This window comes from Phycisphaerae bacterium (assembly GCA_041652575.1).
Classification (GTDB): Bacteria; Planctomycetota; Phycisphaerae; order Sedimentisphaerales; family UBA12454; genus UBA12454.
The window spans coordinates 20992-47242 of the sequence record JBAZHC010000012.1 but is presented as its reverse complement, the minus strand read 5'-3'; the positions used below and the strand labels follow the sequence as shown (position 1 = coordinate 47242).

The window sequence follows — 26251 nt, the reverse complement described above, 5'->3', positions numbered from 1 at the left end:
GGAAAACTCCCGTTTCTTTCCGATATTAATATATATAAAATTATCTTAGAGCGGGAACATTCTCTTGATGCCAGCGTATTTTAATTGTACAACATAGAAGTATTCCTATGGAGTGGATATGAATAGTAGAATATTGGGGTTTTTAGTATTAGCGATTTTGAGCCAAATCAGTATTGCTGATGTCAATTCGCCCGATTCCAACAGTCTTAAAACTTTAGGGGATTACTTAACCTTCGCATCGCTTAATAACGCCGAGCTGAAATCCAAATTCGAGGAATGGAAAGCCTCTTTAGAGCAAATCCCGCAGGCCAAAGCCCTTCCCGACCCGCAGTTCAGTTATGGCAAATATGTCCGCCAGTCTGATATGCAGATGGGTCAGATGGCTTCCATTATGCAAACTTTTCCCTGGATAGGAAAAATAGAGGCACAAACGGATTCCGCTTCGGCAATGGCAAAAGCCGCGAGGCAGAGATTCGAAGCGGCAAAACTCAAACTTAACTGGCAGGTTAAAAAAGAGTTCTTTGAATTTCTATATCTAAAGGACGCCATCGATATCGCACAGCAGAATTTAGAACTGATTAAAAATTTCGAGCAGATTGCTCTTACAAAATATACCACAGCCGCAGGTACTCATCCCGATGTGATAAGGGCGCAGATTGAGCTTGCCAGACTCGATGAAATTCTCACCAGTCTTAGCGAATTTAAAAAACCCCAGACCGCCAGACTAAACGCGATACTCAACCGCCCTGCTCAGGACGGCCTCGATTGGCCGCAGACGCCTGTTATATCCAAACTCACGATTGATTACAATCAACTGATAAATTCGCTCAAAGAAAAAAATCCTGAAATTGCCGAATTAAAATGGATGATTGAATCGGCGAAAAATGAAATCAAACTCGCGCAAAAGAAATTTTATCCCGATATAGGATTGGGAGTCGAGTGGACTCAATTCGATAAAAGCGGCGGAAATAGCGGCCATGATTCCGTCGCCCTTGTTTTCCAGATGAACATTCCATTGTGGCGAGACAGCTATAAAGCCGCCGAGATGCAGGCGAAAATGAATGAAAGAAAAATTACCTGGCAAAAAATTAATACTGAAAACAATTTAACCGCTCAGGTCGCAGCGGTTTTATATGAAATAGAAGAAACCCAGAGAAAAATAAATCTCTACGGCGATATTATTCCGAAATCCGAAGAGCTTGTAAACGCATCGGAAGCGGCTTACAGGTCGGGAACGGTCGATTTTCTTTCACTTATCGATTCTCAGCGTATTCTGCTGCAATACAACCTCGACTATCGCAGGCTGCTGACGGATAATCAGCAAAAAATCGCGGAAATGGAAATGCTGGCCGGAGTCCCGCTGAATTAAAATTTCGACGACAGGAAATAAAAAAATGAAAAGAAAAACAATAATCATACTGATAATAGTTTTCCTCGCAGGTTTTTTGTCCAAGGGATTTATAAGCAGCTCAAAGAAAACCGAGACATCCGTATCCCAGCAAACCGGGCAGGCTAAAGAGCAATGGTGGACATGTTCAATGCATCCTCAAATCCATCAGCCAAATCCGGGGAAGTGCCCTCTCTGCGGAATGAATCTCGTACCCGTAAATCAGGAAAATCCTGGTGCGGCGAAAAGAGAAATCTCTTTTTCAAACGAAGCTTTAAAACTGATGGACATACAAACAACTCCTGTTGAAAGAAAATTCGTAGAAACTCAAATCAGAATGTTCGGCAAAGTCGATTACGACGAATCGAAAATAAAATATATTACGGCGTGGGTGCCCGGCAGAATCGACAGATTATATGTTGATTTTACAGGCATAGTGGTTTCAAAAGGCGACCACATGGTCTATCTTTACAGCCCCCAGCTTATCAGCGCTCAGGCTGAACTGCTGCAGGCCGCACAATCGCAAAAAAAACTCAAGCCGGACAGTTCTGAAATGATGGTTCGCTCGGCTAACGAGACACTGAACGCTACAAGGGAAAAACTGCGTCTATTGGGATTGACCAGCGAGCAAATTCAGGAAGTCGAAAAGACCGGTCGGCCGACCGACCATGTAACTATAACTTCGCCTATCGGCGGAATAGTGATTGAAAAGAACGCCAACCAGGGAATGTATATCGATACCGGAACGAAAATTTACACTATTGCCGATTTGTCGGAGGTGTGGGTCAAGCTCGACGCTTACGAATCAGATTTGGTCTGGCTCAGATACGGACAGGAAGTCGAATTCACCACCGAAGCATATCCGGGAGAAATATTCAAAGGAGTCATAAGCTTCATATCTCCTGTTTTAGACCCTCAAACCAGAACTATAAAATTAAGAGTAAATGTACAAAATCCCGATGGAAAATTAAAACCTGAAATGTTCGTCCGCGCCGTCGTGAGGTCGAAAGTCGCTATGGGCGGCAATATTATGGACCCCAATATGGTGGGAAAATGGATTTGCCCGATGCATCCATCGGTCGTAAAGGAAACAAGCGGACAATGTGATATATGCGGAATGAATTTGGTCAAAACTGAAACCCTCGGTTATGTAAGTGCGCAGAACCCTGAATTTGCACCGCTGGTAATTCCCGCGACCGCACCGCTTATAACCGGAAAAAGAGCTGTTGTATATGTCAGATCGCCCGACCCAAACAAACCTTCGTTCGAAGGCAGAGAAGTCGTTTTAGGCCCTCGGGCAGGCGATTACTATATCGTTAAAGAAGGCCTGTCGCAGGGCGAGTCTGTCGTTACAAACGGCAATTTCAAGATTGACGCCGACCTTCAGATACAAGCCAAACCAAGTATGATGAGCCCGGAAGGTATGGAAAAACCAATGCCCGCCGGTCATCAGCATTAATTTTTGAAAGGATAGAAAAATGAACAGTAAAAAAGCACTAACGCTGTTAATAGCAGTTTGTCTGCTCGTAATAGTCGGCTGCCAGAAGAAAACGGAACCTGTCGCTCCGCCCGCACCGGCAACAGAAGCTAATACAATTGCCTCGGCGGAAATTGAACAAACAATGTGTCCTGTAATGGAAGGCCCCATCGACAAGGATATATTCGTCGAATATCAGGGCAAAAAAGTTTATTTCTGCTGTGCGCAATGCAAGGGAGAATTTGAGAAAGACCCGGAAAAATATATCGCAAAACTGCCGCAGTTTAAAAAATAAAATCTTACGAGACGATACATAATGAACGAGACTAACCCAAAGCCGACCGGAATAATTGCCGGTGTTATTCGCTTCTGTCTGGAAAACAAGCTCGTAGTCGCCCTTCTTGCCGCGTTTATAATCCTCTGGGGGCTGCACGTTGCTCCTTTCGATTGGAAACTTGGGTTTTTGCCCAGAGATCCTGTCGCTGTAGATGCGATTCCTGATATAGGCGAGAACCAGCAGATAGTATTTACCGATTGGCCCGGCCGTTCGCCCAAAGATGTCGACGACCAGATTACATATCCGCTGACTACCGCTCTTATGGGCGTGCCCGGCGTAAAAACCGTCCGCAGCTATTCGATGTTCGGCTTTTCGAGCATCTATATAATCTTTAATGAGAAGATAGTTTTTTACTGGTCGAGGAGCAGGGTTCTCGAAAAACTGAATTCACTGCCCGCAAACACTTTGCCGCAGGGCGTTCAGCCTATGCTCGGGCCGGACGCGACGGCACTGGGTCAGATTTTCTGGTACACTCTCGAAGGACAGGATGAAAAAGGCAACCCGACAGGCGGATGGGACCTTGAAGAACTTAGAACCGCTCAGGATTGGCTCGTCCGTTACGCTCTGCTCGGCGCCGAAGGAATAAGCGAAGAGGCCTCCATCGGCGGATTCGTAAAAGAATATCAAATCGATGCCGACCCTGACGCGATGAGAGCCTATAAAGTTTCACTTGAAGATATTTTTATGGCGGTTAAAGCTTCCAATGTCGATGTCGGTGCACGAACCATAGAGATAAACAAAGTCGAATATATAATTCGAGGACTCGGCTTCATAAAGAAACTTTCAGATATCGAAAACACAGTCATAAAAGTCAATGACCGTGTACCCATATATGTCAAAAACATAGCAAAAGTTTCTTACGGCCCGGCCCTTCGCAGGGGCGCGCTCGATAAAGCCGGCGGCGAAGCTGTCGGAGGCGTCGTTGTCGTAAGGTACGGTTTCAATCCTCTCCAGGCCATCAAAAACGTAAAAGCAAAAATTGCGGAAATTGCACCCGGCCTGCCAAAAAAAACACTCGCCGACGGAACGGTATCACAAATCAGGGTTGTGCCATACTACGACCGTACAGGCCTTATTTACGAAACGCTTGGAACTCTCGAAACGGCCGTCAGACAGGAAGTGTTGATAACTATTATTGTCGTTATCATAATGCTTATGCACCTTCGCAGTTCGATACTGATAAGTTCGATGATGCCGCTGGCGGTGCTGATGTGCTTTATCGCGATGAAAACTTTCGGCGTCGACGCCAATATCGTTTCCCTTTCCGGCATCGCAATCGCAATCGGCACAATCGTCGATATGGGCATAATTATATGTGAAAATATTTTGAATCATCTTAATGAAGCCAAACCAGAAGACAATAAGCTGGAAGTTGTTTTTAACGCTTCATACGAAGTCGGCAGCGCAGTTCTTACCGCCGTAGCCACTACCGTTGTCGGTTTCCTGCCGGTCTTTTTTATGACCGGCTCTGAGGGCAAACTCTTCAAGCCTTTGGCCTTTACCAAAACATTCGCCCTTATATCTTCAATCATTATCGCCCTGACCATTATCCCGTCCGCTGCGCATATACTATTCACGAAAAAGGCCCGGATAAAACAGTGGGCCCGTTACCTATTGGCCGGCTGTGTCGTAGCCGCCGGCATCGCGGCAGGTTTTGTGATTGGATTTTGGCTCGGTCTGGTTATTGTCGTCATCGGAATTTATTATCTCGTCAAAGGACGCCAAAGTTCGCAAACACAATCTTCCAAAAGCGTCCTCATCGCCAATGTTTTCGCGATAGCGCTGGTGGGCATAATTCTTACATTAGACTGGCTGCCGCTGGGGCCGGCAAAAGGTACGATTTTAAACATTATTTTTGTAGTTGTTCTAATCGGCGGTTTGCTTTTGTTCTTCCATTTCTTCCAAAAATACTATCCTTTAATTCTCAACTGGTGCCTTGAAAATAAATTAAAATTTTTATCGGTTCCGCTGCTTATAATAATTCTCGGCGGATTTATCTGGTCGGGCCTGGGCAAGGAATTTATGCCGTCGCTGGATGAAGGCTCGTTTCTATATATGCCAACCACTATGCCGCACGCATCTCTGGGCGAGGCTCTGGATATAATTCAAAAACAGGATGTCGCCATTAATTCCATTCCGGAAATTGACACCGTCGTCGGTAAAATAGGCAGAGCGGAATCCCCTCTCGACCCTGCTCCTGTTTCAATGATTGAAACTGTTATTAACTATAAATCCGAGTACATCCTCGACAAGGACGGCAGGAGAATCAGTTTCAGATACGATAAAAAAACAAAACAATTCGCACGTGATAAGGACGGCAATCTTATACCTGATAGAAACGGAAGGCCGTATCGACAGTGGCGAGACAATATAAAATCGCCTGATGATATCTGGCACGAAATCGTAAATGCCGCTCAAGTCCCCGGCACGACAAGTGCGCCCAAACTTCAGCCGATTGCCGCGCGTATAGTTATGCTGCAAAGCGGTATGCGTGCTCCGATGGGCATTAAAGTCAAAGGGCCTGACCTGGACACTATTGAAAAAGTCGGCTTTGACATCGAAAATCTTCTCAAAGAAGTCCCTTCCGTCGAAGCATCGACCGTCATCGCCGACAGAATCGTCGGAAAACCTTATCTGGAAATTAACATAGACCGCCGGGCGATTGCAAGGTACGGCATTTCCATTCGCCAGGTTCAGGATGTTATCGAAGTGGCAATAGGCGGCGATATGCTTACGACTACCGTCGAAGGCAGAGAGAGATATCCGGTTCGCGTCAGGTATATGCGAGAACTTCGCGATTCGATAGAAACACTCGGCAGGATTCTCGTGCCCGCAGCCAACGGCGCGCAAATCCCGCTTATCCAGCTTGCGGACATACAATACGTCCGCGGCCCGCAGGAAATAAAAAGCGAGGATACCTTTCTTACCGGTTATGTTTTGTTCGATAAAAAGCCGCAATACGCCGAAGTCGATGTTGTTGAGCAGTGCAAAAAATTTCTCAAAGATAAAATTGATGCCGGACAATTAATTATCCCAAAAGGCGTCAGCTACAATTTCGCAGGTACTTATGAAAGTCAGATACGTGCCCAGAAAACTCTGTCAGTGGTCGTGCCTCTGGCTCTTTTTGTAATTTTCCTGATTCTTTATCTGCAGTTCAAATCCGTTATGACAAGTATGCTTGTCTTCTCCGGCATTATAGTCGCATGGGGAGGCGGTTTTTTGATGATATGGTGCTACAATCAGAGCTGGTTCCTGAACTTCAGCGTTTTCGGCCAGTCGCTGCGTGAACTTTTCCAGATTCATCCGATTAATATGAGCGTAGCTATATGGGTTGGGTTTTTGGCATTATTCGGCATAGCTTCAGACGATGGCGTAGTAATGTGTACTTACATTGAGCAGTCTTTCAAAAAATTGAAACCTGAAAATATCAGGGATATCCGACAGGCCGTAATAAAGGCAGGCAATCGCAGAATCCGGCCATGTCTTATGACAACGGCCACTACCATACTCGCCCTGCTGCCAGTGCTGACATCGACAGGCCGAGGAGCCGATATTATGATTCCCATGGCGATTCCATCCTTTGGCGGAATGAGCATCGAGATTCTTACTATGCTGATTGTGCCGGTTCTGTACTGCATGCTAAAAGAAAAAAATCTCAAATCAAAATAACTTTGAAAATTTACTAAAAATGGCACCAACTCATTAAAACAATGAGAAATAAGGGAACAGTACGCAATTATGCAATTTTATTACGCAAAATGTAGTATCATGTCCTATGGCAAAAGTGTTATACTTAATTTAAATTGCTGATTAATATCACTGGAGGCTTGTGATGAGAAGAGTCCCTGTCCTGATTGGGCTCATTATAATCCTGTTCTGCTTTGCATTTGACGTTATAGCTTCAGTGCCGGCGTTTCCCGGCGCCCAGGGCTGGGGGGCTGTGGCAACAGGCGGCAGAGGCGGCGTTGTTTATGAAGTTACAAATCTTAACGATTCCGGCGCCGGTTCGCTGCGAGATGCGCTGAATCACAATACGCCTCGTACAATAGTCTTCCGTGTCTCGGGAACAATTCACCTGAATTCAAAACTTAATTTATATTACGGCAATGTAACAATCGCAGGACAGACCGCACCGGGCGACGGAATATGTATAGCAAACGGCACATTATATGCAGGCTATGACAATGTGATTATCAGATATATCCGCTGCCGGCTTGGAGACCAATGGCCTGATGGAACAGATAACAACGACGATGACGCGACGTGGGGACGATACGGCGACAGAATAATTTTCGACCATGTGACGGCAAGTTGGTCTGTTGATGAAACGTTTTCTTACTATGTCAACACAAACTTCACCGCACAGTGGTGCCTGATGTCGGAGAGCCTGTACGCATCTCATCATGAAAAAGGAAATCACGGCTACGGCGGAATATGGGGCAATACGAACAGTTCATGGCATCATAATCTGCTGGCGCACCATACATCGCGTAATCCGCGGGTTGACGGGGAAATAACAAACAATGTCGATATGCGCAATAATGTGATATACAACTGGGGCTTCAACAGTTGCTATGGCGGTGAAAAAGCAACAGTTAATATAGTCAACTGCTATTATAAGTATGGGCCTGCGACAGGCAGCGGTGTTAAGGACCGTATTGTTCAACCCAGTCTGCGAAAAGATGCCAATGGCGTCGTCACTGTTCCGCACGTTTACGGGCAATGGTTTATCACCGGCAATTATGTTGACGGATACCCCTCCGTAACAGCGGATAACTGGCTTGGAGTTGACCCGGACGGCGGCAGTGCCGAAAGAAGTCTTTGTAAATCAACGACGCCTTTCTCTGTTGCGACTACATATCCTGTAACAGAGCAAACCGCGCAGAATGCTTACTATTACGTGCTTAGAGATGTCGGATGCAATCTCGTGCGAGATTCAATCGATACACGTATTTTAAATGAAGTATCGACTCGTACTGCAAATTACGGCGGCGCGTATGGCGTGAATAAAGGAATTATAGATTCGCAAACAACAGTTGGCGGCTGGCCGAGTTTAAATTCTCTCCCCGCCCCTGCCGACAGTGACCATGATGGTATGCCTGACGAGTGGGAAATCCAGCACGGCCTGAATCCCAATGATGCAATAGACCGAAACGGCGACTACAACAGCGACGGCTACACCAATCTGGAAAAATATATCAACAGCCTATGTCCAGACCCTTATGCACCAAAACCAAATCCGCTTGTCTGGGCACAGGCACCTTACGTAAGCGGCGCTTATACTATTACAATGACCGCAGATGCGGCGACCGACCTAACCGGCGTGGAATATTATTTCGCAAATATTACCGACCCTAATCACAATTCAGGCTGGCAAGACAGTACAGAATTTATCGATACAGGTTTAGCTGATGGCATTACATATACTTATCAGGTAAAAGCACGTAACAAGAACATCAGCCAAAATGAAACATTCTGGTCAAACGAGGCATCGGCTGCAGCTTCGAGATATATTTGTTCCAGCACGATAGCTTCGGACTTCGATGACAATTGCCAGGTTGACTTTTTCGATTATGTCATTCTTTCGGATATATGGACTGGCGATTGGCTCAATATTCTCCAGTTCGCGGAAGACTGGCTAACCTGCAATCGCACCCCTGCCGCAGAATGCTGGCAATAAAAATAAAAACATAAATTTATCAGAAGCGTTTTACAATACTGAAATACGCTTTTACGATTACACAAGATTATTTTCGCGCAAAGAAAAGCGTATTTTTGCGCAAATCCTTTTTAAATAAGCATTTAACATTGATTTTATAGTAAATTTATGGTAAAATAAGCAAAATAAGTAGATTCCTTGTTTTAAAGGCAACGGCAATGAAAAGAGCATACTTTTTGGCGGGGTTTGTCACAATTTTATTTTCCTTTACCTTTTCGGTTCAGGCGTATGATAGCGCGCCTATCGGTTGGGCCAGCGAAAGCGGCGGTACTACAGGCGGAGCAGGCGGCACTACAGTCACAGTTGACAACGTCACGGACTTTATTTACTACGTACAGGGCACCAACCAAGATCCGTATATCATTTATGTAAGCGGCAATATCAATCTGGGCGGTTCGAATATCCGCGTCCGGGGCAACAAGACAATCATCGGCCTGCCTGGATCGCATATCACCGGCAATCTGAAGTGCTACAATAGCGAAGAAAGCAATAACATCTTCAGGTTTCTGGACATGGACAACGAAGCCGGGGCCGGCGATGGGGACTGCATCAGCATTGACGGCGTCCAGCACATCTGGGTCGACCACTGCACGTTTACCGATGGAGGCGACGGCAATATCGATATCAAGAACGGCGCCGACTATGTCACCGTCTCATGGTGTATATTCCAGTACACATACGACAGCGGTCACAATTTCAGCAACTTAGTCGGACATTCCGACGACAATGGCGGCACGGATATGAACCATCTCCTTGTCACTTTTCACCATAACTGGTATTCGACCTTGAGTCACGAGCGTATGCCTTCCGTACGTTTCGGAAAGGCTCATATATATAACACCTATTTCGACTGTCCGGGCAATAATTACTGCATCCGCACTCGTTTGTACGCGCAGTGTCTTGTAGAAAACAATTATTTCAAAGACGTTCAGAATCCATGGCAGCGATATGTTACTTCGGCAGGAGGCGACCCGGGCTTGCTGTACGCATCCGGCAACATTCTTGATAATGTTACATGGGTTGTGGGAGACGATTCGGATGTCGTACTTATTGACGGCACCGACACGGTTTTCACGCCGCCGTATTCATATACGCTTGATAATGCCGAAGATATTCCGGCATTGGTTCAATATGGCGCCGGCGTCGACGGTCAGGACGGTTATCCGCCGCACTGGTATTTCGGCTATTACGGCGACTTCGACCGCAGCGGATTCGTAGATATGAATGACTTTGCAGTATTTGCCAATTACTGGGGCATTTCTGACTGCGAGCAGCTTTGGAACGTTGATTATAACGGCGACTGCAAAGTAGATTTTTATGAACTCGGTTGGATGTCTGAAAACTGGCTTTATATAGCGCCTGATATTACACCGCCGGATGCACCGACAGGCCTGGGAGCATCGGCAGGAGATGCAATAGTTTCGCTCGACTGGGACGACAATGCCGAAGAAGATTTGGCAGGCTATAATATTTATCGTTCGACAACTTCAGGCAGCGGATATACAAAATTAAACGGTTCGCTTCTGATAAATTCGGATTACACAGATAACAGTGTTACAAATAACACAACATACTACTATGTCGTTACTGCGGCTGATACGAATTCAAACGAATCCGATTATTCAAGCGAAGTTCTCGCGTATCCGAGCGCAGGAAGTTCGAGCGTTACCATACAGGAAAATACCGCAGGCTTCTGTAATGTGGAAGGAATCATCGATAATAAACACGCAGGATATACAGGCACAGGTTTTTGCGACACTACAAATGCCGCCGGCACAGGAATTGACTGGAGCGTGAATATCCTTACAGGCGGAACATATACTTTCACCTGGCGATATGCACACGGTAAAACTGACGACAGGTCTGCAAGACTGATTATAAACGGTTCAACAGTAATTTCGAGTATTACATTCCCGCCGACAGGCGCGTTTACAACATGGAGTACCGTATCTGCAGATGTAAGTTTAACTGCCGGAGTAAAGAGCGTAAGGCTTGAAGGTATAACCAGTAATTCTCTTGCCAATATCGATTACATAAATATAGCCGGTGAAAATTTTATGCCGGCAGGCTGCCCATAAAAGATAAATAAAATTGTAACCTGAAAAGCCTGTTTTGAAGGTTTAAGCCGGGAAAAGCCGTTATTAAAGCGTGCGTTTTACCCGATATAATGTAGTACTCTTGTTTCGTAATGTGCGTTTTTGATATAATATTATTAGAGTAGAGGCGGGGGTTCGTGGCAGGGTGATGAAATATATTATTTTTTCGGAGGTTGGAGTGATGAAAAAAACATTTATTTTTAGTAGTTTTATAGTTTTATCTTTATGCCTTATATCTAATGTCCTCGCAGCAACAGCAGACGGCTGGGCATCAATGGCCAGTCCTTATTATAGTGGCACAACAGGCGGAACAGGCGGAACCGTCGTTACCGTCAATAACTATGCAGACCTTTTATATTATGCCGTTACCGTAGGAACCACACCTTATATAATTCAGGTTTCGGGCACTATCGACATTGGTTATAACCTTGCAGTCCGGGCAAACAAAACCCTCATAGGTATAGGCGAAAATCCGACGCTCAAGGGAGACTTCGGTTTTGACAATGATGAGGGGAACATAATTCTTGAGAACCTGAATTTTACCAATCCCAATGATGCCGGTGAGGGAGACGGTGTGAGCTTAAAGCAGAATATAAACAATGTTTTTATCACCAAGTGCACTTTCTATCAATGCTTTGACGGCTGTCTCGACATATCCAACAATTCCGACTTTGTTACCGTCTCATGGTGCAAGTTCTACTATACTTCTGATACCGGCCATAACTTCGTTAATCTTATCGGAAGCAGCGATGACCAACCCGACGATGCAGCTAATCTTCGCGTCACAATGCATCATAACTGGTGGACCACTATGTGCAAGGAAAGAATGCCCCGCGTACGTTACGGCCAGGTACATGTTTACAATAATTACTACAGCAATCTTATGGCCGGCGGTTACTGTGTTGGCGTGGGCTGCGGGTCCCGTATTCGTGTCGAGAGCAACTACTTCAATGCCGTACCCAATCCTTGGGCAAATTACTATAGCAGTAAACCCACTTATCCCGTTGGACACATAGGCTGGAATACCGGCAATATATTTTATAACTGCACACAGCCGAGCTGGGCAACAAATGAATACTCCACAATTTTTACACCGCCTTATTCTTATACACTTGACGATGCCGCGGATTTACCTGCTATGGTTCAGGCATACGCAGGAGCGGGAACTCCTTATCCGCCGCACTGGCTTTATACCGTTTACGGCGATTTCGACCGTAATGACGTAGTGGATATATATGACCTTGCGACATTTGCCAATTACTGGCTGGGAACCGATTGTGCGGCGATTGCCGATGCGGATTTCTATGCCGATTGCATAGTAAACTTCCGTGAATTCACACTGCTGGCGGAAAACTGGCTGGTGCAATAATAAGAGTATTATAAAATCAGTTGAGGACAAATATGAAAATCAGCTTGGCGCTGGCGGCAATAGTTCTGATATTTGCGGCAAATTCTTACGGTGAAACAAGAGCATTTCCCGGCGCTGAAGGCTGGGGTGCTTATGCCTTAGGAGGAAGAGGCGGCGATGTTTATCATGTTACCAATCTAAACGACAGCGGCGCAGGCTCTCTGCGAGAAGGAATATCAACCGCAGGCGGAACATCGAGCACGCCGCGGACTATTGTTTTCGATGTTTCCGGAACTATACAGCTTGCATCGACGCTTTCAGTCAGTAAATCCTATATTACCATAGCGGGACAAACCACGCCGGGAGACGGAATTTGCCTTCGCGACCATTATTTAAAAATTGGTGCAAGTAATATTATCGTACGATACCTGCGTTGTCGGCTTGGCGACGAGAGCCTGACCGAAGACGACGCCATCTCAATAACTAGTGGGTCTAATATAATTATGGACCATATATCGGCAAGCTGGAGTGTTGACGAGGTTTTCTCGTGCTCAACATCACAGCCAACTCTCAGCAATGTTACCGTACAGTGGAGCATAATATCCGAGGCGCTTTGGCACAGCATACACGATAAAGGCACTCACAGTTATGGTGCGTTGATTCGCGGCTGTTATGACGCTAAATACAGTTATCATCATAATCTTTTCGCCCACAATTATTCGCGAAATCCTCGTCCCGGAAATTATGACAGTACAGTATCTGACGGAAATCCTTACTGGGACGACCCCTGCGGCCTGTTGTTCGATTATCGCAATAATGTTATGTATAACTGGGGTGCCGAAAGGCCGGGCTACGATGCAGACCTTGACAGTGTTTGCAGATATAACTATGTGGGAAATTATGCAAAACCCGGATATAACGGCACTGCCGGATATTTATACAGCGCAGCCTGTACTTATTTCAAAGGTTATTACGCTGGTAATTATTTTAATGGAAGTTATTTAGCTGACGATTGGACAAAGGTCGAATTCAACACATCAAAAGGCGGCTGGACTGCCGCACAAAAAGCCGCTTACAAACAAAGTCAGCCATTTCCTACAGGCCCAATTCAGACCGATACGGCACTGGTCGCATATCAAAGAGTTATTAATCATGTTGGTGCAAGTCTGCCTGTAAGAGATTCGGTCGATACGAGAGTTGTCAATGATGTGATATATGGAACCGGCCAGATAATAGATACACAAGGTCAGGTCGGGGGATGGCCGACTCTTAATTCGGCACCTGCGCCATTAGATACCGACCAGGACGGTATGCCGGATGTATGGGAAACAGCAAACAGCTTAAATTACAATTATGCGGCCGACAGAAACGGTTACGACCTTGACCCGGAATATACAAATCTTGAAGTTTATCTGAATAGTCTTATTCCTGTTGGGACTTATACAGAAGATACGGCAGCGCCGACTCCAAATCCAATGACTTGGCAATTAGTTCCAGAATCAGCCGGTGCAACACAAATCACAATGACCTCAGCAACCGGAACCGACGCAAGCGGAGTAGAATATTATTTCGCAAATCTGACGGTCACAGACGGCAGTCACGATTCGGGCTGGCAATCAGGTATGGTCTATACAGACACCGGCCTTTCAACGGGAGCAACATATACTTATACGGTTAAGGCACGCGACATGAGCAGTTATCACAATGAAACAGACTGGTCAGTTCAGGCGTCTGCAACAACACAGGCCGATAAAACCGCCCCGCTACCGAACCCGATGATATTTGCGATTGCTCCAAATGCGACCAACTCAAATACCATAACAATGACCGCAACCGCAGCCAGCGATGTCAGCGGCGTTGAATATTATTTCGAATGTACGGCCGGAGGCGGAAATGATTCCGACTGGCAGGACAGTACTGTATATACAGACACTGGCCTACTTGCCGTTACTCAATATGGTTATCGAGTCAAGGCACGAGATAAAAGTCCTCTGCAAAATGAAACAGTGTGGTCTAATACAGGATATGCTGTTACACCTGCCCCAACAGTTGTAAATCCGCCTGCCGCTTACTGGATGTTTAATGAAACAAGCGGCACAACTGCTCATAATGTAAACGGCAATCCGACGCTTGCGGGCACCTTGCAGGGAACTACCCTTCCAACATGGACAACAGGTTACTTCGGCAACTGCCTGACATTCGCAGCCGGCGGCGGAAAAGTCTATGCGCCGAGCAGTTCGGCAATTGATTTCGGCGATGAGGATTTGTCTGTCTCGCTTTGGGCAATACAACCGACATCCTTCAGCGGCCAATATGAGCTTTTCATTAAAGGCACAATCGGCGGCGGTGCTTTCCCCGGTTCAGGTATACGTTATGAACTGTATCGCAAAGATTCCAACTTCCGTTTCGCGATTGACGACAATGCAACAAAATCTGAGTTATCGCTTGCCACTACAAGCTTCTGTACCGGCAATTGGGTGCATATAGTGGCGGTTCGCGATACAGTCGCCAATCAGATAAGGCTTTATGCCGATGGAGTCCTGAAAGGTTCCGCAAACGACAGCACCGGCAGTATCAGCCAGACTGAACCGCTGTATATAGCCGATGGAGTTTTCACTCCCGGCTCGATAGATGATGTTCGTGTTTATCGTTATGCTCTTTCGCAGGAACAAATCACTGAGATATATAATGGCGCAGGCGTTGCCAATTATTTCTGTACCAACCAGCTTGCATCAGATTTTGATGAAAATTGTCAGGTGGATTTATTTGATTATGCGATTCTATCGGATGGATGGACAGGCGATTGGTTCGAGATTCTGCAATTCGCGGATGATTGGCTGATTTGCAATCGAGTCCCTGCCGAAGAATGCTGGCAGTAAGAAAACAAATTCTATAGGTTTTGGGTATTGGCAAAAATGTTTTTATATATAAAATATTCCGTATAAAAGTTATAAAATTCGCTTTTTTACATATAGTATCGTTAATTTGCGTAAAAATTCTTCGTTCTACTCTTGTTTTAGAGTCCAAATCCTTGGTATAATTATAATACCTTGACGGCACGTGATAGAGTGCCGCTGGGAGAAAAAACTTTTATGAAAAAGAACCGGTTCTGACCGGTATTAACCAACAAACGGCCGCGAGAACCACAACAACTAAGAGGAAAAAGGAGAAAAAAATGGAAATATCAAACTCAAAAAGAGTGTTTGTATTATGCTTAGCAGGTTTTTTATCTACCGTGATGATTAGTGTATCGAAAACGTGGGCAGCGGATACTCCCACGGAAATACGGTTCATTGTCAGCCATGCCGATTGCGGCGGGACAGGGACATTTGAGTTTTTTGTGAGTGAGGCATCGGTCGGGGTTTATCCGAGCACACAGGACTGTTACTGCAATAGCAGCCCGCTTGTAGTGACATTGAACGACCCGGTTACGCTTAGTTTGATCGGACCGGTTGACTGCACGTCCATCAGTATGACTTTAGACGATCCCAATTTTGGATTAGCACTGGGTTATGTCCGGGTAGAGATCGACCGTACGGAAAGCGGCACCGAAACTTTCTGCTTAGTTGATTACACAACTGGCGGAACTTGTGTGGATCGAGACCTTTGTTATGGATATGATTTTCCCGGGGCATCTTCATACTCAAACCTCGTTATCTGCACATACCCGCTGGGGATAACACCTGCCGATGGACTTAGCAGTATCGGTTATCAGGGAGGGCCGTTCACGCCGGCCGGCAAAGACTATACTCTTACGAATTTAGGAACAAATTCGCTCGACTGGGCCGCGGAAGTAAATGTGCCCTGGCTGGATGTATCGTCGGGTTCCGGGACGCTCGAACCGAATCAGAACGTAGTAGTAACCGTCTCAATTAACGCCAATGCCAACAATCTCGCTATTGGCAGCTATGATACAGGAGTAAATTTCACTAATCTGACATCTGACGTCAGCCGTATGCGGCCTGTTACGCTATCAGTCAAGAATCAGTTTCCAGACGGCTTTGGCGGCGATGCTACAGGCGGAGCAGGTGGGCCTACCGTTACCGTTGATAATGCCGCAGATCTTCGAAACTACATCTGGGCATGGGGGAACAACCCTCTTATCATACAGGTCTCAGGCACCCTCAACTTTGCCGATGTTAATGGCATAAATTATATCACAATCACGTCAAACAAAACTATCAAAGGCTTAGACGCAAGTTCGACCATTATAGGAAACCTCAGCTTTAGCTATGGTGCGTCCAATGTAATTATCGAAGGATTAAATATAACCAACCCCAACGGCATTGGCGGCGGAGACGGCATCTCGGTACAATATTCAACTAATATCTTCATTACCCAGTGCACTTTCTACGACTGCGCTGACGGCTGCCTGGATATAACCAATGCGGCTGACTATGTTACTGTTTCGTGGTGCAAATTTTACTATACCTCCAATACCGGACACAATTTTGTAAATCTATTCAGTGCCAGTGATGATGCTACAGGAGACAGAGGCAAACTCCACATTACCTTCCATCATAACTGGTGGTCAACTCTGTGCAATGAGAGAATGCCTCGTGGACGTTTCGGTCGGGTTCACGTCTATAACAACTACTACGGCTGCCCCGGCAACAGTTACTGTATTGGTGTAGGTTTGGAATCCCAGATTCGGGTCGAGAATAACTATTTTGAGAACGTAGCGACCGCATGGAGAAATCCCGCTACAATTCCGGGAATGATTGGTTGGAATACTGGTAATATATTTGTGAACACTGCAATTCCTGTATCGCTTCCGAACGACTATGCCACTATCTTTACACCGCCATACGCTTATACTCTTGATGCTGGTGAAAATGTCAAGAACTTCGTGATGACCGGCGCGGGAACACATCCAGATGGGGATATCACGCCTCCAAATCCAAACCCGATGACCTTTGCGACAGTACCTTACGCGACAAGTGATAAGTCTATCACGATGGTCGCAACAACGGCCTCCGATGGCAACGGCGTCGAATATTACTTCATCTGCACAGTAGGCGGCGGACATAATTCCGGCTGGCAGAACAGCACAACTTACACCGATACCAGCCTGCTGCCAATTAGATCATACACTTACACGGTAAAAGCCCGCGATAAGAGCAACAACCAAAATGAGACCGCTGCATCCGGTCCGGCCTCGGCAACAACCCTCGCCGACAGTACGGCTCCGACACCCAATCCAATGACATTTGATATCGCACCATACGCAGGAAGCGATTCAGTGGTCGCTATGATTGCGACTACAGCATTCGACCTCAGCGGCGTTCAATACTACTTCACCTGCACGGAAGGCAACGGACACGATTCCGGCTGGCAGAATGACACAATCTACATCGATACCGGCCTGACAGAAAATACCACATACGCCTATACTGTGAAAGCTCGCGATAATAGCCCCCAGCATAACGAGACGGCAGTGTCCAGCCCTGAAACAGTAACAACATTGCTGGACACAACGCCTCCTGCTCCTGATCCGATGACATGGGCAATTGAACCCAATGCTATCGATATCGATTCCATCATAATGAGAGCGACCACCGCAACGGACATCTCCGGTGTCGAGTATTACTTTGCCAATATAACAGACCCGAACCATGACTCCGGCTGGCAGGATGATGCCAATTACACCGATACAGAACTTATAAATAATACGAATTACACTTACAGCGTCATAGCCCGCGACAAGAGCTTTAGTCAAAATGAGACTGCCTGGTCCAGCGAGGCAAACGCTACAACTGTTCGATTCAATTGTCTGGGCCAGATAGCATCTGACTTTGACAAAGATTGTAAGGTGGATTTCGTGGATTATTCTTTGATGATAGACTACTGGCACCGGCCGCAGCCGCTCAATAACAACATTGCCGTCAACGGCACGTTCGATACAGATATAATACCCGGTTGGCAGATGTTCGACCTGCCTTCGGCTGAGGGTACTTTAATGGTCTTATATGACGGCGAAAACGGCAACCCTGTCGGCTCAGTCGTGGTTGGAAATGAGCCGACCACTATAGGGACCAGCGGCCACTACTTTTACCAGGTGCTGTCGGTAGATACGGGCAAGCAGTACAAACTCTCTGCCGAGTGGATGGGTGATATTTCCAGCTTCGAGGCACCAGACCCAGACCCTTGCAACCATGGAAATTGGGCAGATGTGCTGGTGGCATTCGAGACCAATGCCGACGCCAATACGTGGACGATATGGACAAACCCGAACGCGGTTATGTACAGGAAAGCCTTCGGTGTTATTACTCAGAACATAGACCCCTCCGGCACATGGCCCTGGGAGCCAATAACGGCATCGCAGACAAATGGACCTGCTGACGGTGTATTCACGGCTAACGGCGACTATATGGTGGTCGCGTTCAGTGAAGGCTGCCTGCCGGGTTCCGGTTATGGCTACTTTTGGGTTGATAACTTGAAGGTGGAAGGACCCGAATGTTCGCCGAGAGACCTCGATAATGATTGCGATCTTGACTGGCTGGATATAGAACAATTCGCAATGGACTGGCTGACCTGCGATCGTGACCCTGTCGATGAATGCTGGCAGTAATACACTGAAACCAGATATTTACAGATTATCTGTCAACACGTGCTGTGCCGCCTGCCATCGTTTTTTCGACATCGGCCAGACTGACCGTCGTTGTATCTCCCGGAGTAGTCATCGCTAAAGCCCCGTGCGCCGCGCCGTATTCAACAGCCTGCTGAGGAGTTTTGCCTTCCATTAGGCCGTAAATCAGGCCTGAAGCGAAACTGTCGCCGCCGCCGACGCGGTCGTAAATCTCAAGATTCTCGCGATGCGGCGCCTCGTAAAAACTGCCGTCCATATAAAGTATGGCGCCCCAGTCGTTTATGCTCGCTGTTTTTGCGTTTCGCAAAGTCGTCGCTACCGCCTTAAAATTTGGAAATTGTTTTACCGCTTCAAGAATCATCTTCTTGAAATTCGAGGGGTCGAGTTTGGAAAGATGTTTATCCATACCCGGCACTTCCAATCCGAGACAGGCGGTAAAATCCTCTTCGTTTCCCATCATAACATCGATATACGGCGCAAGTTTACGGTTGATTTCCTGTGCTTTTTTCTGGCCGCCGATTGATTTCCAAAGGCTCGGCCGGTAATTGAGGTCATAAGAAATAATTGTTCCATATTTCCTGGCGGTCGTTATCGCTTCGATAATTACATCCGCCGTCGTTTCTGAAAGTGCCGCAAAGATTCCGCCTGTATGAAACCACTGAACGCCTGCCCTGCCGAAAATATCTTCCCAGTCTATATCACCTTTCTTCATCTGCGATGCCGCCGAAAGCCCCCTGTCGCTGCAGCCTTTTGCCGCTCTTATGCCAAAGCCGCGTTCGGTAAAATTCAGACCGACACGGGTCTGTCTGCCGACGCCGTCAAAAGGAACCCACTTAATATGTTCCAGATGTACGCCGCCCTGCAGCATCAAATCCTCAAGCAGTCTGCCGATTGCGTTATCAGGTATCGCGGTTACAACCGCGGCGCGTTTGTTGAAACAGCGGCGAAGGCCTCTTGCAACGTTATACTCGCCGCCGCCTTCCCAGACCTTAAACTCTCTTGTTGTGTGGATTCTATTATCGCCGGGGTCGAGACGAATCATCACCTCGCCAAGCGAAAGAATATCATACCTGCAGCTTAGAGACGGTTTAAGGTCAAGCGTTGACATTTTATTTCCCTTCCCTGATTTGCTTAATCAATTCGATTGCATCCTTTACTTTTTTCGTTATGCCTTTGAAGTCTTTTGCCGCGACAAGTTCTTTGGTAATTAATTTCGACCCCATACCCGCACAGGCAATGCCCGCACCGAACCACTCAGACAAACTTTCTTTTGTCGGCGAAACTCCGCCGGTAGCCATAAATTCCGTCCACGGGCATGGGCCTTTAACGGCTTTTACAAACGCAGGGCCGCCAAGAGTATCGGCCGGGAAAATTTTAACAATCTCAACACCGAAAGTATGAGCTTTTTGAATTTCTGTAACAGTGCCGCAGCCGGGCAAATATGGAATCTTTCTGCCGTTGCAAAGTTTCGCTGTTTCTTCATCGAAAATCGGAGCGACCAGAAAATCTGTCCCTGCTGAAATATACATTGCCGCTGTGGCAGAATCGCAAATTGAGCCTGTGCCTAAAATAATGTCAGGCCTTTGACTGTCGCGGTATTCGGCGAGTTTTATAAACAAATTAATCGCCCTGTCGCCGCGATTGGTAAATTCGACACAAACAGAGCCTCCATCGGCGCAAGCTGTTACGATATTTTTAGTTGTTTCAAAATCTGAATTGTAAAATATCGGAACTATACCAGTCCGTTTCATTGCCGTTAAAACTTCAAGCCTTGAATGTTTTGACATAATAAAAACCTTTCAATTGTAGATTTTACCTTCTCTGTAATCAGTCCATGCCGGCTCGAAAGCTTTTCTGTCTTTGGGGGCATGTCTAACCGGAACAAATTTACATTCGAACTGGCCGGTATCTTCATTAAATTGTATCCTGATTATTGTATTTCTCAAGTCCTTATTTTCAGGCTTAAATTTCAACGGTTTGCCCGTGTCAGGGTCTTTGATGTCAGGATGAATCCCGATGCCGTCATCGCTTGAAACCAGATGCGAACCTCGTGAACCGCTCCCTGCCCTCAAAAGCTCGACTATCGCCTTTAGATAAGCGATACTTGAAAAAGCCAGATGCCGGGCCTGTATCGCGGGGATAATATCCATCGGCTCATTAATTTTCAGACCGTTATTTCGTATCCGCTCGTAAAGTTCAATCGCATCGATAAGTGCTTTTTCAGCATTTTTCTGTTTTCTGATATGCCCGCCGAAAGTCGTCATTTGATGCTGTATCCGGGAAATTACCTGCTGCGGGATAAAATCAGAATTCGGATTGCAAAGTCCGGATAATCTATCGATTGCGTTTTTAATTTGAAGCTCATCTACAAAATCATCTGAAATTTTATCGCCATATACGTTTGCGATGTATTCAGCCGCTCTTGCCGCTCCGACCTGACCGGCGTTAAGCGCAGAACCGCCGGGCCGTTTAATTCCGTGTGAGCCTGCCATTTCACCAATAACAAAAGTTCGCTTTATATTCGACTCCCACCACTTATTTATCGCAAAACCGCCGTTGTTATGCTGCGCACAAACTGAAATTTCCAGCGGCTCCGAATATAAATCTATATCGTGTTCTTTGTAAATATCTATTGCAGGGGTATTCATATGCTCGAGCCGTTCTATCGGCAGTTTCTGCATTGCGCCGGTTGCCTTTAAATAATTCAGAGCCTCCGGTTCAAGGTCTTCGATTTTAAATTCAGACATATTTTCACTGCCGACGGGATTACGCAGAAAATCCATAAATACCCGTCTGCCCTTTTGATTTTCATTAAAGACAAGGATATCAATCAGCGACGACTGCAGATTTTCAATTCTCTGCGGGTCGAAAGGCCACTGATAACCTTTTAAAAATATGTTTGTCGCCATTTTACTCATCGTCGGGAAAAACGGTGTCAGGAATTCACGTTCATCACCGCCGTTTGCGTCTGTGCTGAATATTCGCGGTATAACCTGCATATATGTGCCGGAGACATTCCAGCGGAATTTGGTGCTGGCAAGACCGAACTGAGATTCGGTAAGATTCTCGCCGGCAAGGCCGGCGTTAAAAGCTAAACCGTGAATGCCGACCTGACCGCGGGGATATACGCTGGTTTCATATAATTCGCCCGGGCCGCCAGCGGCAAGAACGAGATTATCACAATAAAAAACATTAATGCCGAAATCATCCTTTGAAAGAGATTTGCTGTCTATTGTAACTATGCCGATAATCCTGTCTTCTGACTTGAGAAATTCGACCATTTCCTTATTGTCGAAAATTTCAATGCCATATCTGCGAACAATCTTTTCAAGACATCGGCTCATAAATTTGCTTGTCTTTGGGCCTGCGGAAGTCGCTCTTTCATACGGGTCGTGGTCGGTTTTGTAACCGATATATGTCCCCATCGCATTATGCGGAAACGGAACGCCTGCCTCGACAAGATTATAAAAACCTCGAATCGAGCCGATGGCCTCTGCCAGAGCTAAATCACCGTGACAGCAGCCCGCCGCAGTAAGAGAAGCCGCAAAACTTTCGGCACTGTCGGCAATATCGGGACTTGTGCCCATCTTGTAATATGTCTGTTTGTCAGAGCCGCTCATTCGTGAAGCGCCAAGAGGCAGCCCGCGTGTAACCACTGCGATTTTCGATGCGGCTTCCTTGACGCCTTTGCTGTCAAAAAATTCGTAAAGTTTTTTGGCACAATTCATTCCCGCAGCACCGGCACCAACTATAATAGTGTTGTACCTGTATATCCTCACTTTTTGATTCCCAATCTGCCTCTGACCCATATTTTCTCCTTATAATCTTCTCAAATGGAACCCACCGTCAACATTTATTACCTGTCCGGTTGAAAAATCCAATCGCCCTTCGGCAATTGCACCGACCGCTTTTGCTATGTCTTCAGGCTGACCCCAGCGTTTTATAGGCGTAATACCTTCGGCTATCAGCTTGTCATATTTTTCCTTAACAACGCTTGTCATATCCGTCATTATTATGCCGGGCCGAATCTCGAAAACACCGATACCGAATTCCGCAAGTCTGTCTGCGTAAAGCATCGTCATCATACTGACGCCTGCCTTGCTTAAACAATATTCCCCTCTTGCAGGGCTGCTCGTATATGATGACATAGACGCGGTATTAACAATCCGAAATTTCCTGTCGGGAAATTGCTTCCTCTGCTCAATCATCCAGTTGGCAGCGAGCTGAGTAAGAAAATACGGCCCTTTAAGATTGACATTCATAACCCTGTCATAGCTTTCTTCGGATGCTTCGAGAATATCAGTTCTCTTTGCCGGAGCAACGCCTGCATTATTGACAAGCATATCGCATCGGCCGAATTTGGCCTTTGTGAATTCGACAAGTTTTTTCCTGTCGTCGGCTTTACTTATATCGCCTCGCACTATCTGACAGCCCTTTATTGCTTCAGCGGTTTGCAGAGCAGCAGAATCATCGGGTTTGCCGTCTTTGAAATCGAAATAGTTTATTACGATATTAAAACCTAATTCCGCAAGCTCTTTGGCAACTGCTTTGCCAATCCCTCTGCTTGCTCCGGTTACTATGGCCGCAGGTTTTTCGCTCATTTTTTACCTCTCAAATATTCATTTATTTCCATTGCCGCTTTCATACCATCCGCAACGGCAGCGACAACAGTTGATGCGCCTCTAATTAAATCGCCGCCGACAAAAACATTTTCACGGCTTGTCACAAAACTATTGGGCATTGTTTTGATAAGGCCGTTGTCGATTTCAACGCCCGGCAGAAACCTGTCGATAAACTCCGCTGAAGTCTGACCTATCGATTCGGCAACTATATCCATACTAAGCTTATAAGCATTCTTTTCATCAGGTACCGGCCTGCGTCTGCCAGATTTATCCGGCTCAGCAAGTTTTACCGGGCAAACCTTAACACCCGTAAGCCTGCCATTCTCCGATTCATAGCCGAGCTGATGCGTAAGAATAAGAAAATTAACACCCTGCTCTATAGCCCTGTCACGCTCCGCAGTCCACGCCGGCATTTGCTCGAAAGACCTGCGATAAATTACATAGACATCTTCGGCGCCAAGCTGTTTTGCTGTTATTGCCGCGTCCATTGCCGTGTTTCCGCCGCCGATGACCGCAACACGTTTACCAGCAATATCCGGCCCAGCCGACTGTTTTGCCATATTTAAAAATTCCAGTGCGTCATACAGGCCTTTAAGTTTTTCATTCGATGAGCTTATACCTTTCGGCAAACCAAATCCTATAAATGCAGCATCGAAACTCTGGACCATAATATTATCAAGGTTGAAATTTTCGTTTATCTCCGTATTCAATCGCAGTTCCATTCGTGATTGCGGAACATCTTTAAATACAGCGGCAATTTCATTTTTTAAGGCACTGCCCTGTCGCTCAGAAGGTATGACTGATTCAATCATTCCGCCTAAATCTTTCGCCTTGTCGAAAATTGTTACTTTATGCCCGGATTCGAGAAGTACCGCTGCGGCGGAAAGGCCCGCAGGTCCTGCACCGATTATCGCGATATTTTTGCCGGTAAATTCCACCGGGACTTTTATTTTCGACCAGCCGTTTTTATTGGCCTGCTCGGCAAGATATCTTTGAATATCGGCTATCGGCAAAGCGCTGTCACCGATAAATTTTTGCAGGCAGCCGCCCTGGCATTGCTGTTCAACGGGACACAGCCACGCACAAATCTCCGGCAGAATATTCGATTTGCGGATTGTCTGGTATGCGCCCTTTTCGTCGCCGTCGAGAAATTGTTTGATGAACAAAGGTATATCAATTCCCGCGGGACAGGCAAGCTGACAGGTCGGTTCCTCGCATTGCAGACAGCTTTGCGCAAGTCTTTGCAGATTAGCTTTGTCGCTCATTCTGCCGTGCCTGAATATCGGGCCGTAAATTTTACTATCGCGGATTACACAGCCGGCAGTTTGTCCGTCTCGCATTAATTGAGTACACCCGCTGCAGCCTATGCAAACTTTACTTTTATCGAGTTTGCCTTTTGTCAGAATATCTTTTGCGAAATCAGGATACGCAAAAGCCATTCGTCCGGCACCGATGATTTTAGACTTGCCGGCTTTTTTACTCGCCGCCGCGACATTCCCCATAATCTGCCGCAGCCAGCTGTAGCCTGTTCCGACAATCGTGACATCAGGAAACTGGCTTTGAATTTCACCTGCGAGATTAATCAGCCTTTCGACACCTTTCAACGGATGCTCAGGTTCATCATAAGCGCCTTTGATAGGCTGATTGAACGGTCTGCCGACGTGCGGATTATAATACGGATTGGCGATTGTAAAGTTTATCATCTTTACGCCGCGGCCGCTCAGCAATGTAAGCAATTTCTTAGGTTCCGTTAAATCCGGCTTTGTATAATCCTTTTCGTTCACGCCCCAGCCGAATGGAAATGGTATCGCGTCATAAAATCCGAGCCTTACAGCGACTTGTTTATCATCGCCCAATTCAGAATGAATCCTGTCAATTACTTCGAGCAAAAAGCCCGTTCGGTTTTCAAATGAGCCGCCGTATTTGCCCTTCCTGTTCCTGCTCGCCAAAAGTTCGTTTATCAAATAGCCGTGACAGGATTTTATATCAACCGCATTGAACCCAGCCTCGAATGCGAGTTTGGCGGCTTTTACATAACCGGCAATAAGATTATCGAGATATTCATCCGTAACTATGCAATCATCGGTTACCCTGCTTTGCTTATTAGCAGTAGGGTCCGGTTCTGGAACAAGCGAATCACGATAAGGGTCACGCTGAGGAATAAGCGGCTTTGCGATGCCTTCAGGTTTGCTGTATCTTCCGGAATGAGTAAGCTGGGCGACAATGACAGGTTTATGTTCACTGCCAATACTTTCTCTTGCCGAGTCCCGCATCATTTTTACCATTTGAGCGAACGCATCTTTGCTGTCTTCGTTGAGCCAAAGCTGCCTCGGATTCGCTCTGCCTTCAGAAGTAACCGCGATTGCCTCTGCCCACAACAAACCGGCTCCGCCTGAGGCGAATCTTTTATATCTTCTGAAAGTCAGCGGCCCCGGCCTGCCATACGAATCGCCGTCAGCACCTTCCATCGGGTGAACAGAAAGAGAATTGGGAATAAACAGCCCACCGGCCCTTACCGGCTGAGCGAGAATCGAAACATCCTCTATCGCATCAATGCGACAGTCTATCTGACTGCATAAAGATTTGAACTGCGCAATATCTGTAAGTCTGTATTTCCAAGTATTCATAATAATAGTCTAAGTATTACTCAAATATATGTCTATGCGAATACGGCAT

General features: G+C 46.4%; 14 protein-coding genes. 9 read left to right on the top strand and 5 right to left on the bottom strand.

Translation table 11 applies throughout. The annotated features are described in order from the left end of the window. The first annotated feature begins 118 nt into the window (after positions 1-118). From WC496_09475 to WC496_09435, 9 genes are all read left to right on the top strand, one after another. The gene (locus WC496_09475; GenBank protein ID MFA5293250.1) at positions 119-1369 is read left to right on the top strand and encodes a TolC family protein; all 1251 of its coding nucleotides are present in this window, start codon (positions 119-121) and stop codon (positions 1367-1369) included. Positions 1370-1394: 25 nt separating this feature from the next. Beyond that, positions 1395-2846 carry an efflux RND transporter periplasmic adaptor subunit gene (locus WC496_09470; GenBank protein ID MFA5293249.1) on the top strand — a complete coding sequence of 484 codons (1452 nt, stop codon included), beginning with the start codon at positions 1395-1397 and terminating at the stop codon, positions 2844-2846. A gap of 19 nt (positions 2847-2865) precedes the next feature. Further along, positions 2866-3159 (top strand): YHS domain-containing protein, encoded by a 294-nt coding sequence (locus WC496_09465; GenBank protein MFA5293248.1) that lies wholly within the window; start codon positions 2866-2868, stop codon positions 3157-3159. Between the two features lie 21 nt (positions 3160-3180). After that, positions 3181-6870 carry an efflux RND transporter permease subunit gene (locus WC496_09460; protein MFA5293247.1) on the top strand — a complete coding sequence of 1230 codons (3690 nt, stop codon included), beginning with the start codon at positions 3181-3183 and terminating at the stop codon, positions 6868-6870. A gap of 163 nt (positions 6871-7033) precedes the next feature. Then, complete coding sequence (locus WC496_09455) at positions 7034-8881, top strand: pectate lyase (GenBank protein ID MFA5293246.1); 1848 nt, start codon at positions 7034-7036, stop codon at positions 8879-8881. A 197-nt stretch (positions 8882-9078) separates the two neighbouring features. Next, a complete protein-coding gene (locus tag WC496_09450) occupies positions 9079-10998 on the top strand; it encodes a carbohydrate-binding protein (GenBank protein MFA5293245.1) in 1920 nt (639 codons plus the stop codon). 199 nt (positions 10999-11197) lie between these two features. Continuing rightward, on the top strand, positions 11198-12385 hold the full coding sequence (locus tag WC496_09445) for a hypothetical protein (protein ID MFA5293244.1): 1188 nt from the start codon (positions 11198-11200) through the stop codon (positions 12383-12385). 32 nt (positions 12386-12417) lie between these two features. Then, the gene (locus tag WC496_09440; protein MFA5293243.1) at positions 12418-15243 is read left to right on the top strand and encodes a LamG-like jellyroll fold domain-containing protein; all 2826 of its coding nucleotides are present in this window, start codon (positions 12418-12420) and stop codon (positions 15241-15243) included. Between the two features lie 296 nt (positions 15244-15539). Further along, the gene (locus tag WC496_09435) at positions 15540-18935 is read left to right on the top strand and encodes a hypothetical protein (GenBank protein MFA5293242.1); all 3396 of its coding nucleotides are present in this window, start codon (positions 15540-15542) and stop codon (positions 18933-18935) included. Positions 18936-18960: 25 nt separating this feature from the next. Here the strand turns inward: WC496_09435 and WC496_09430 are convergent, their stop codons facing one another. The 5 genes from WC496_09430 to WC496_09410 are packed head-to-tail and all read right to left on the bottom strand — an operon-like array spanning position 18961 to position 26202. Next, positions 18961-20061, bottom strand: coding sequence for a sugar kinase (locus WC496_09430; GenBank protein ID MFA5293241.1), 1101 nt, complete (start codon positions 20059-20061; stop codon positions 18961-18963). A gap of 1 nt (position 20062) precedes the next feature. Then, positions 20063-20740: a bifunctional 4-hydroxy-2-oxoglutarate aldolase/2-dehydro-3-deoxy-phosphogluconate aldolase gene (locus WC496_09425; GenBank protein ID MFA5293240.1), complete on the bottom strand. Its 678-nt coding sequence runs from the start codon at positions 20738-20740 to the stop codon at positions 20063-20065. A gap of 12 nt (positions 20741-20752) precedes the next feature. Then, complete coding sequence (locus WC496_09420; protein ID MFA5293239.1) at positions 20753-22762, bottom strand: FAD-binding protein; 2010 nt, start codon at positions 22760-22762, stop codon at positions 20753-20755. A 9-nt stretch (positions 22763-22771) separates the two neighbouring features. Then, positions 22772-23554, bottom strand: a complete 783-nt coding sequence (locus tag WC496_09415) for a 3-ketoacyl-ACP reductase (protein MFA5293238.1) — start codon at positions 23552-23554, stop codon at positions 22772-22774. After that, positions 23551-26202, bottom strand: a complete 2652-nt coding sequence (locus WC496_09410; GenBank protein ID MFA5293237.1) for an FAD-dependent oxidoreductase — start codon at positions 26200-26202, stop codon at positions 23551-23553. The genes WC496_09415 and WC496_09410 overlap by 4 nt, the downstream gene beginning before the upstream one ends. Positions 26203-26251 lie beyond the last annotated feature (49 nt).

Bases quoted from the DNA above. Each gene is read 5' to 3' on its own strand.
- WC496_09435 (MFA5293242.1), top strand. From the start codon at position 15,540: ATGGAAATATCAAACTCAAAAAGAGTGTTTGTATTATGCTTAGCAGGT.
- WC496_09440 (MFA5293243.1), top strand. From the start codon at position 12,418: ATGAAAATCAGCTTGGCGCTGGCGGCAATAGTTCTGATATTTGCGGCA.
- WC496_09470 (MFA5293249.1), top strand. From the start codon at position 1,395: ATGAAAAGAAAAACAATAATCATACTGATAATAGTTTTCCTCGCAGGT.
- WC496_09445 (MFA5293244.1), top strand. From the start codon at position 11,198: ATGAAAAAAACATTTATTTTTAGTAGTTTTATAGTTTTATCTTTATGC.
- WC496_09415 (MFA5293238.1), bottom strand. From the start codon at position 23,554: ATGAGCGAAAAACCTGCGGCCATAGTAACCGGAGCAAGCAGAGGGATT.
- WC496_09425 (MFA5293240.1), bottom strand. From the start codon at position 20,740: ATGTCAAAACATTCAAGGCTTGAAGTTTTAACGGCAATGAAACGGACT.
- WC496_09460 (MFA5293247.1), top strand. From the start codon at position 3,181: ATGAACGAGACTAACCCAAAGCCGACCGGAATAATTGCCGGTGTTATT.
- WC496_09465 (MFA5293248.1), top strand. From the start codon at position 2,866: ATGAACAGTAAAAAAGCACTAACGCTGTTAATAGCAGTTTGTCTGCTC.
- WC496_09410 (MFA5293237.1), bottom strand. From the start codon at position 26,202: ATGAATACTTGGAAATACAGACTTACAGATATTGCGCAGTTCAAATCT.
- WC496_09430 (MFA5293241.1), bottom strand. From the start codon at position 20,061: ATGTCAACGCTTGACCTTAAACCGTCTCTAAGCTGCAGGTATGATATT.
- WC496_09475 (MFA5293250.1), top strand. From the start codon at position 119: ATGAATAGTAGAATATTGGGGTTTTTAGTATTAGCGATTTTGAGCCAA.
- WC496_09455 (MFA5293246.1), top strand. From the start codon at position 7,034: ATGAGAAGAGTCCCTGTCCTGATTGGGCTCATTATAATCCTGTTCTGC.
- WC496_09450 (MFA5293245.1), top strand. From the start codon at position 9,079: ATGAAAAGAGCATACTTTTTGGCGGGGTTTGTCACAATTTTATTTTCC.
- WC496_09420 (MFA5293239.1), bottom strand. From the start codon at position 22,762: ATGGGTCAGAGGCAGATTGGGAATCAAAAAGTGAGGATATACAGGTAC.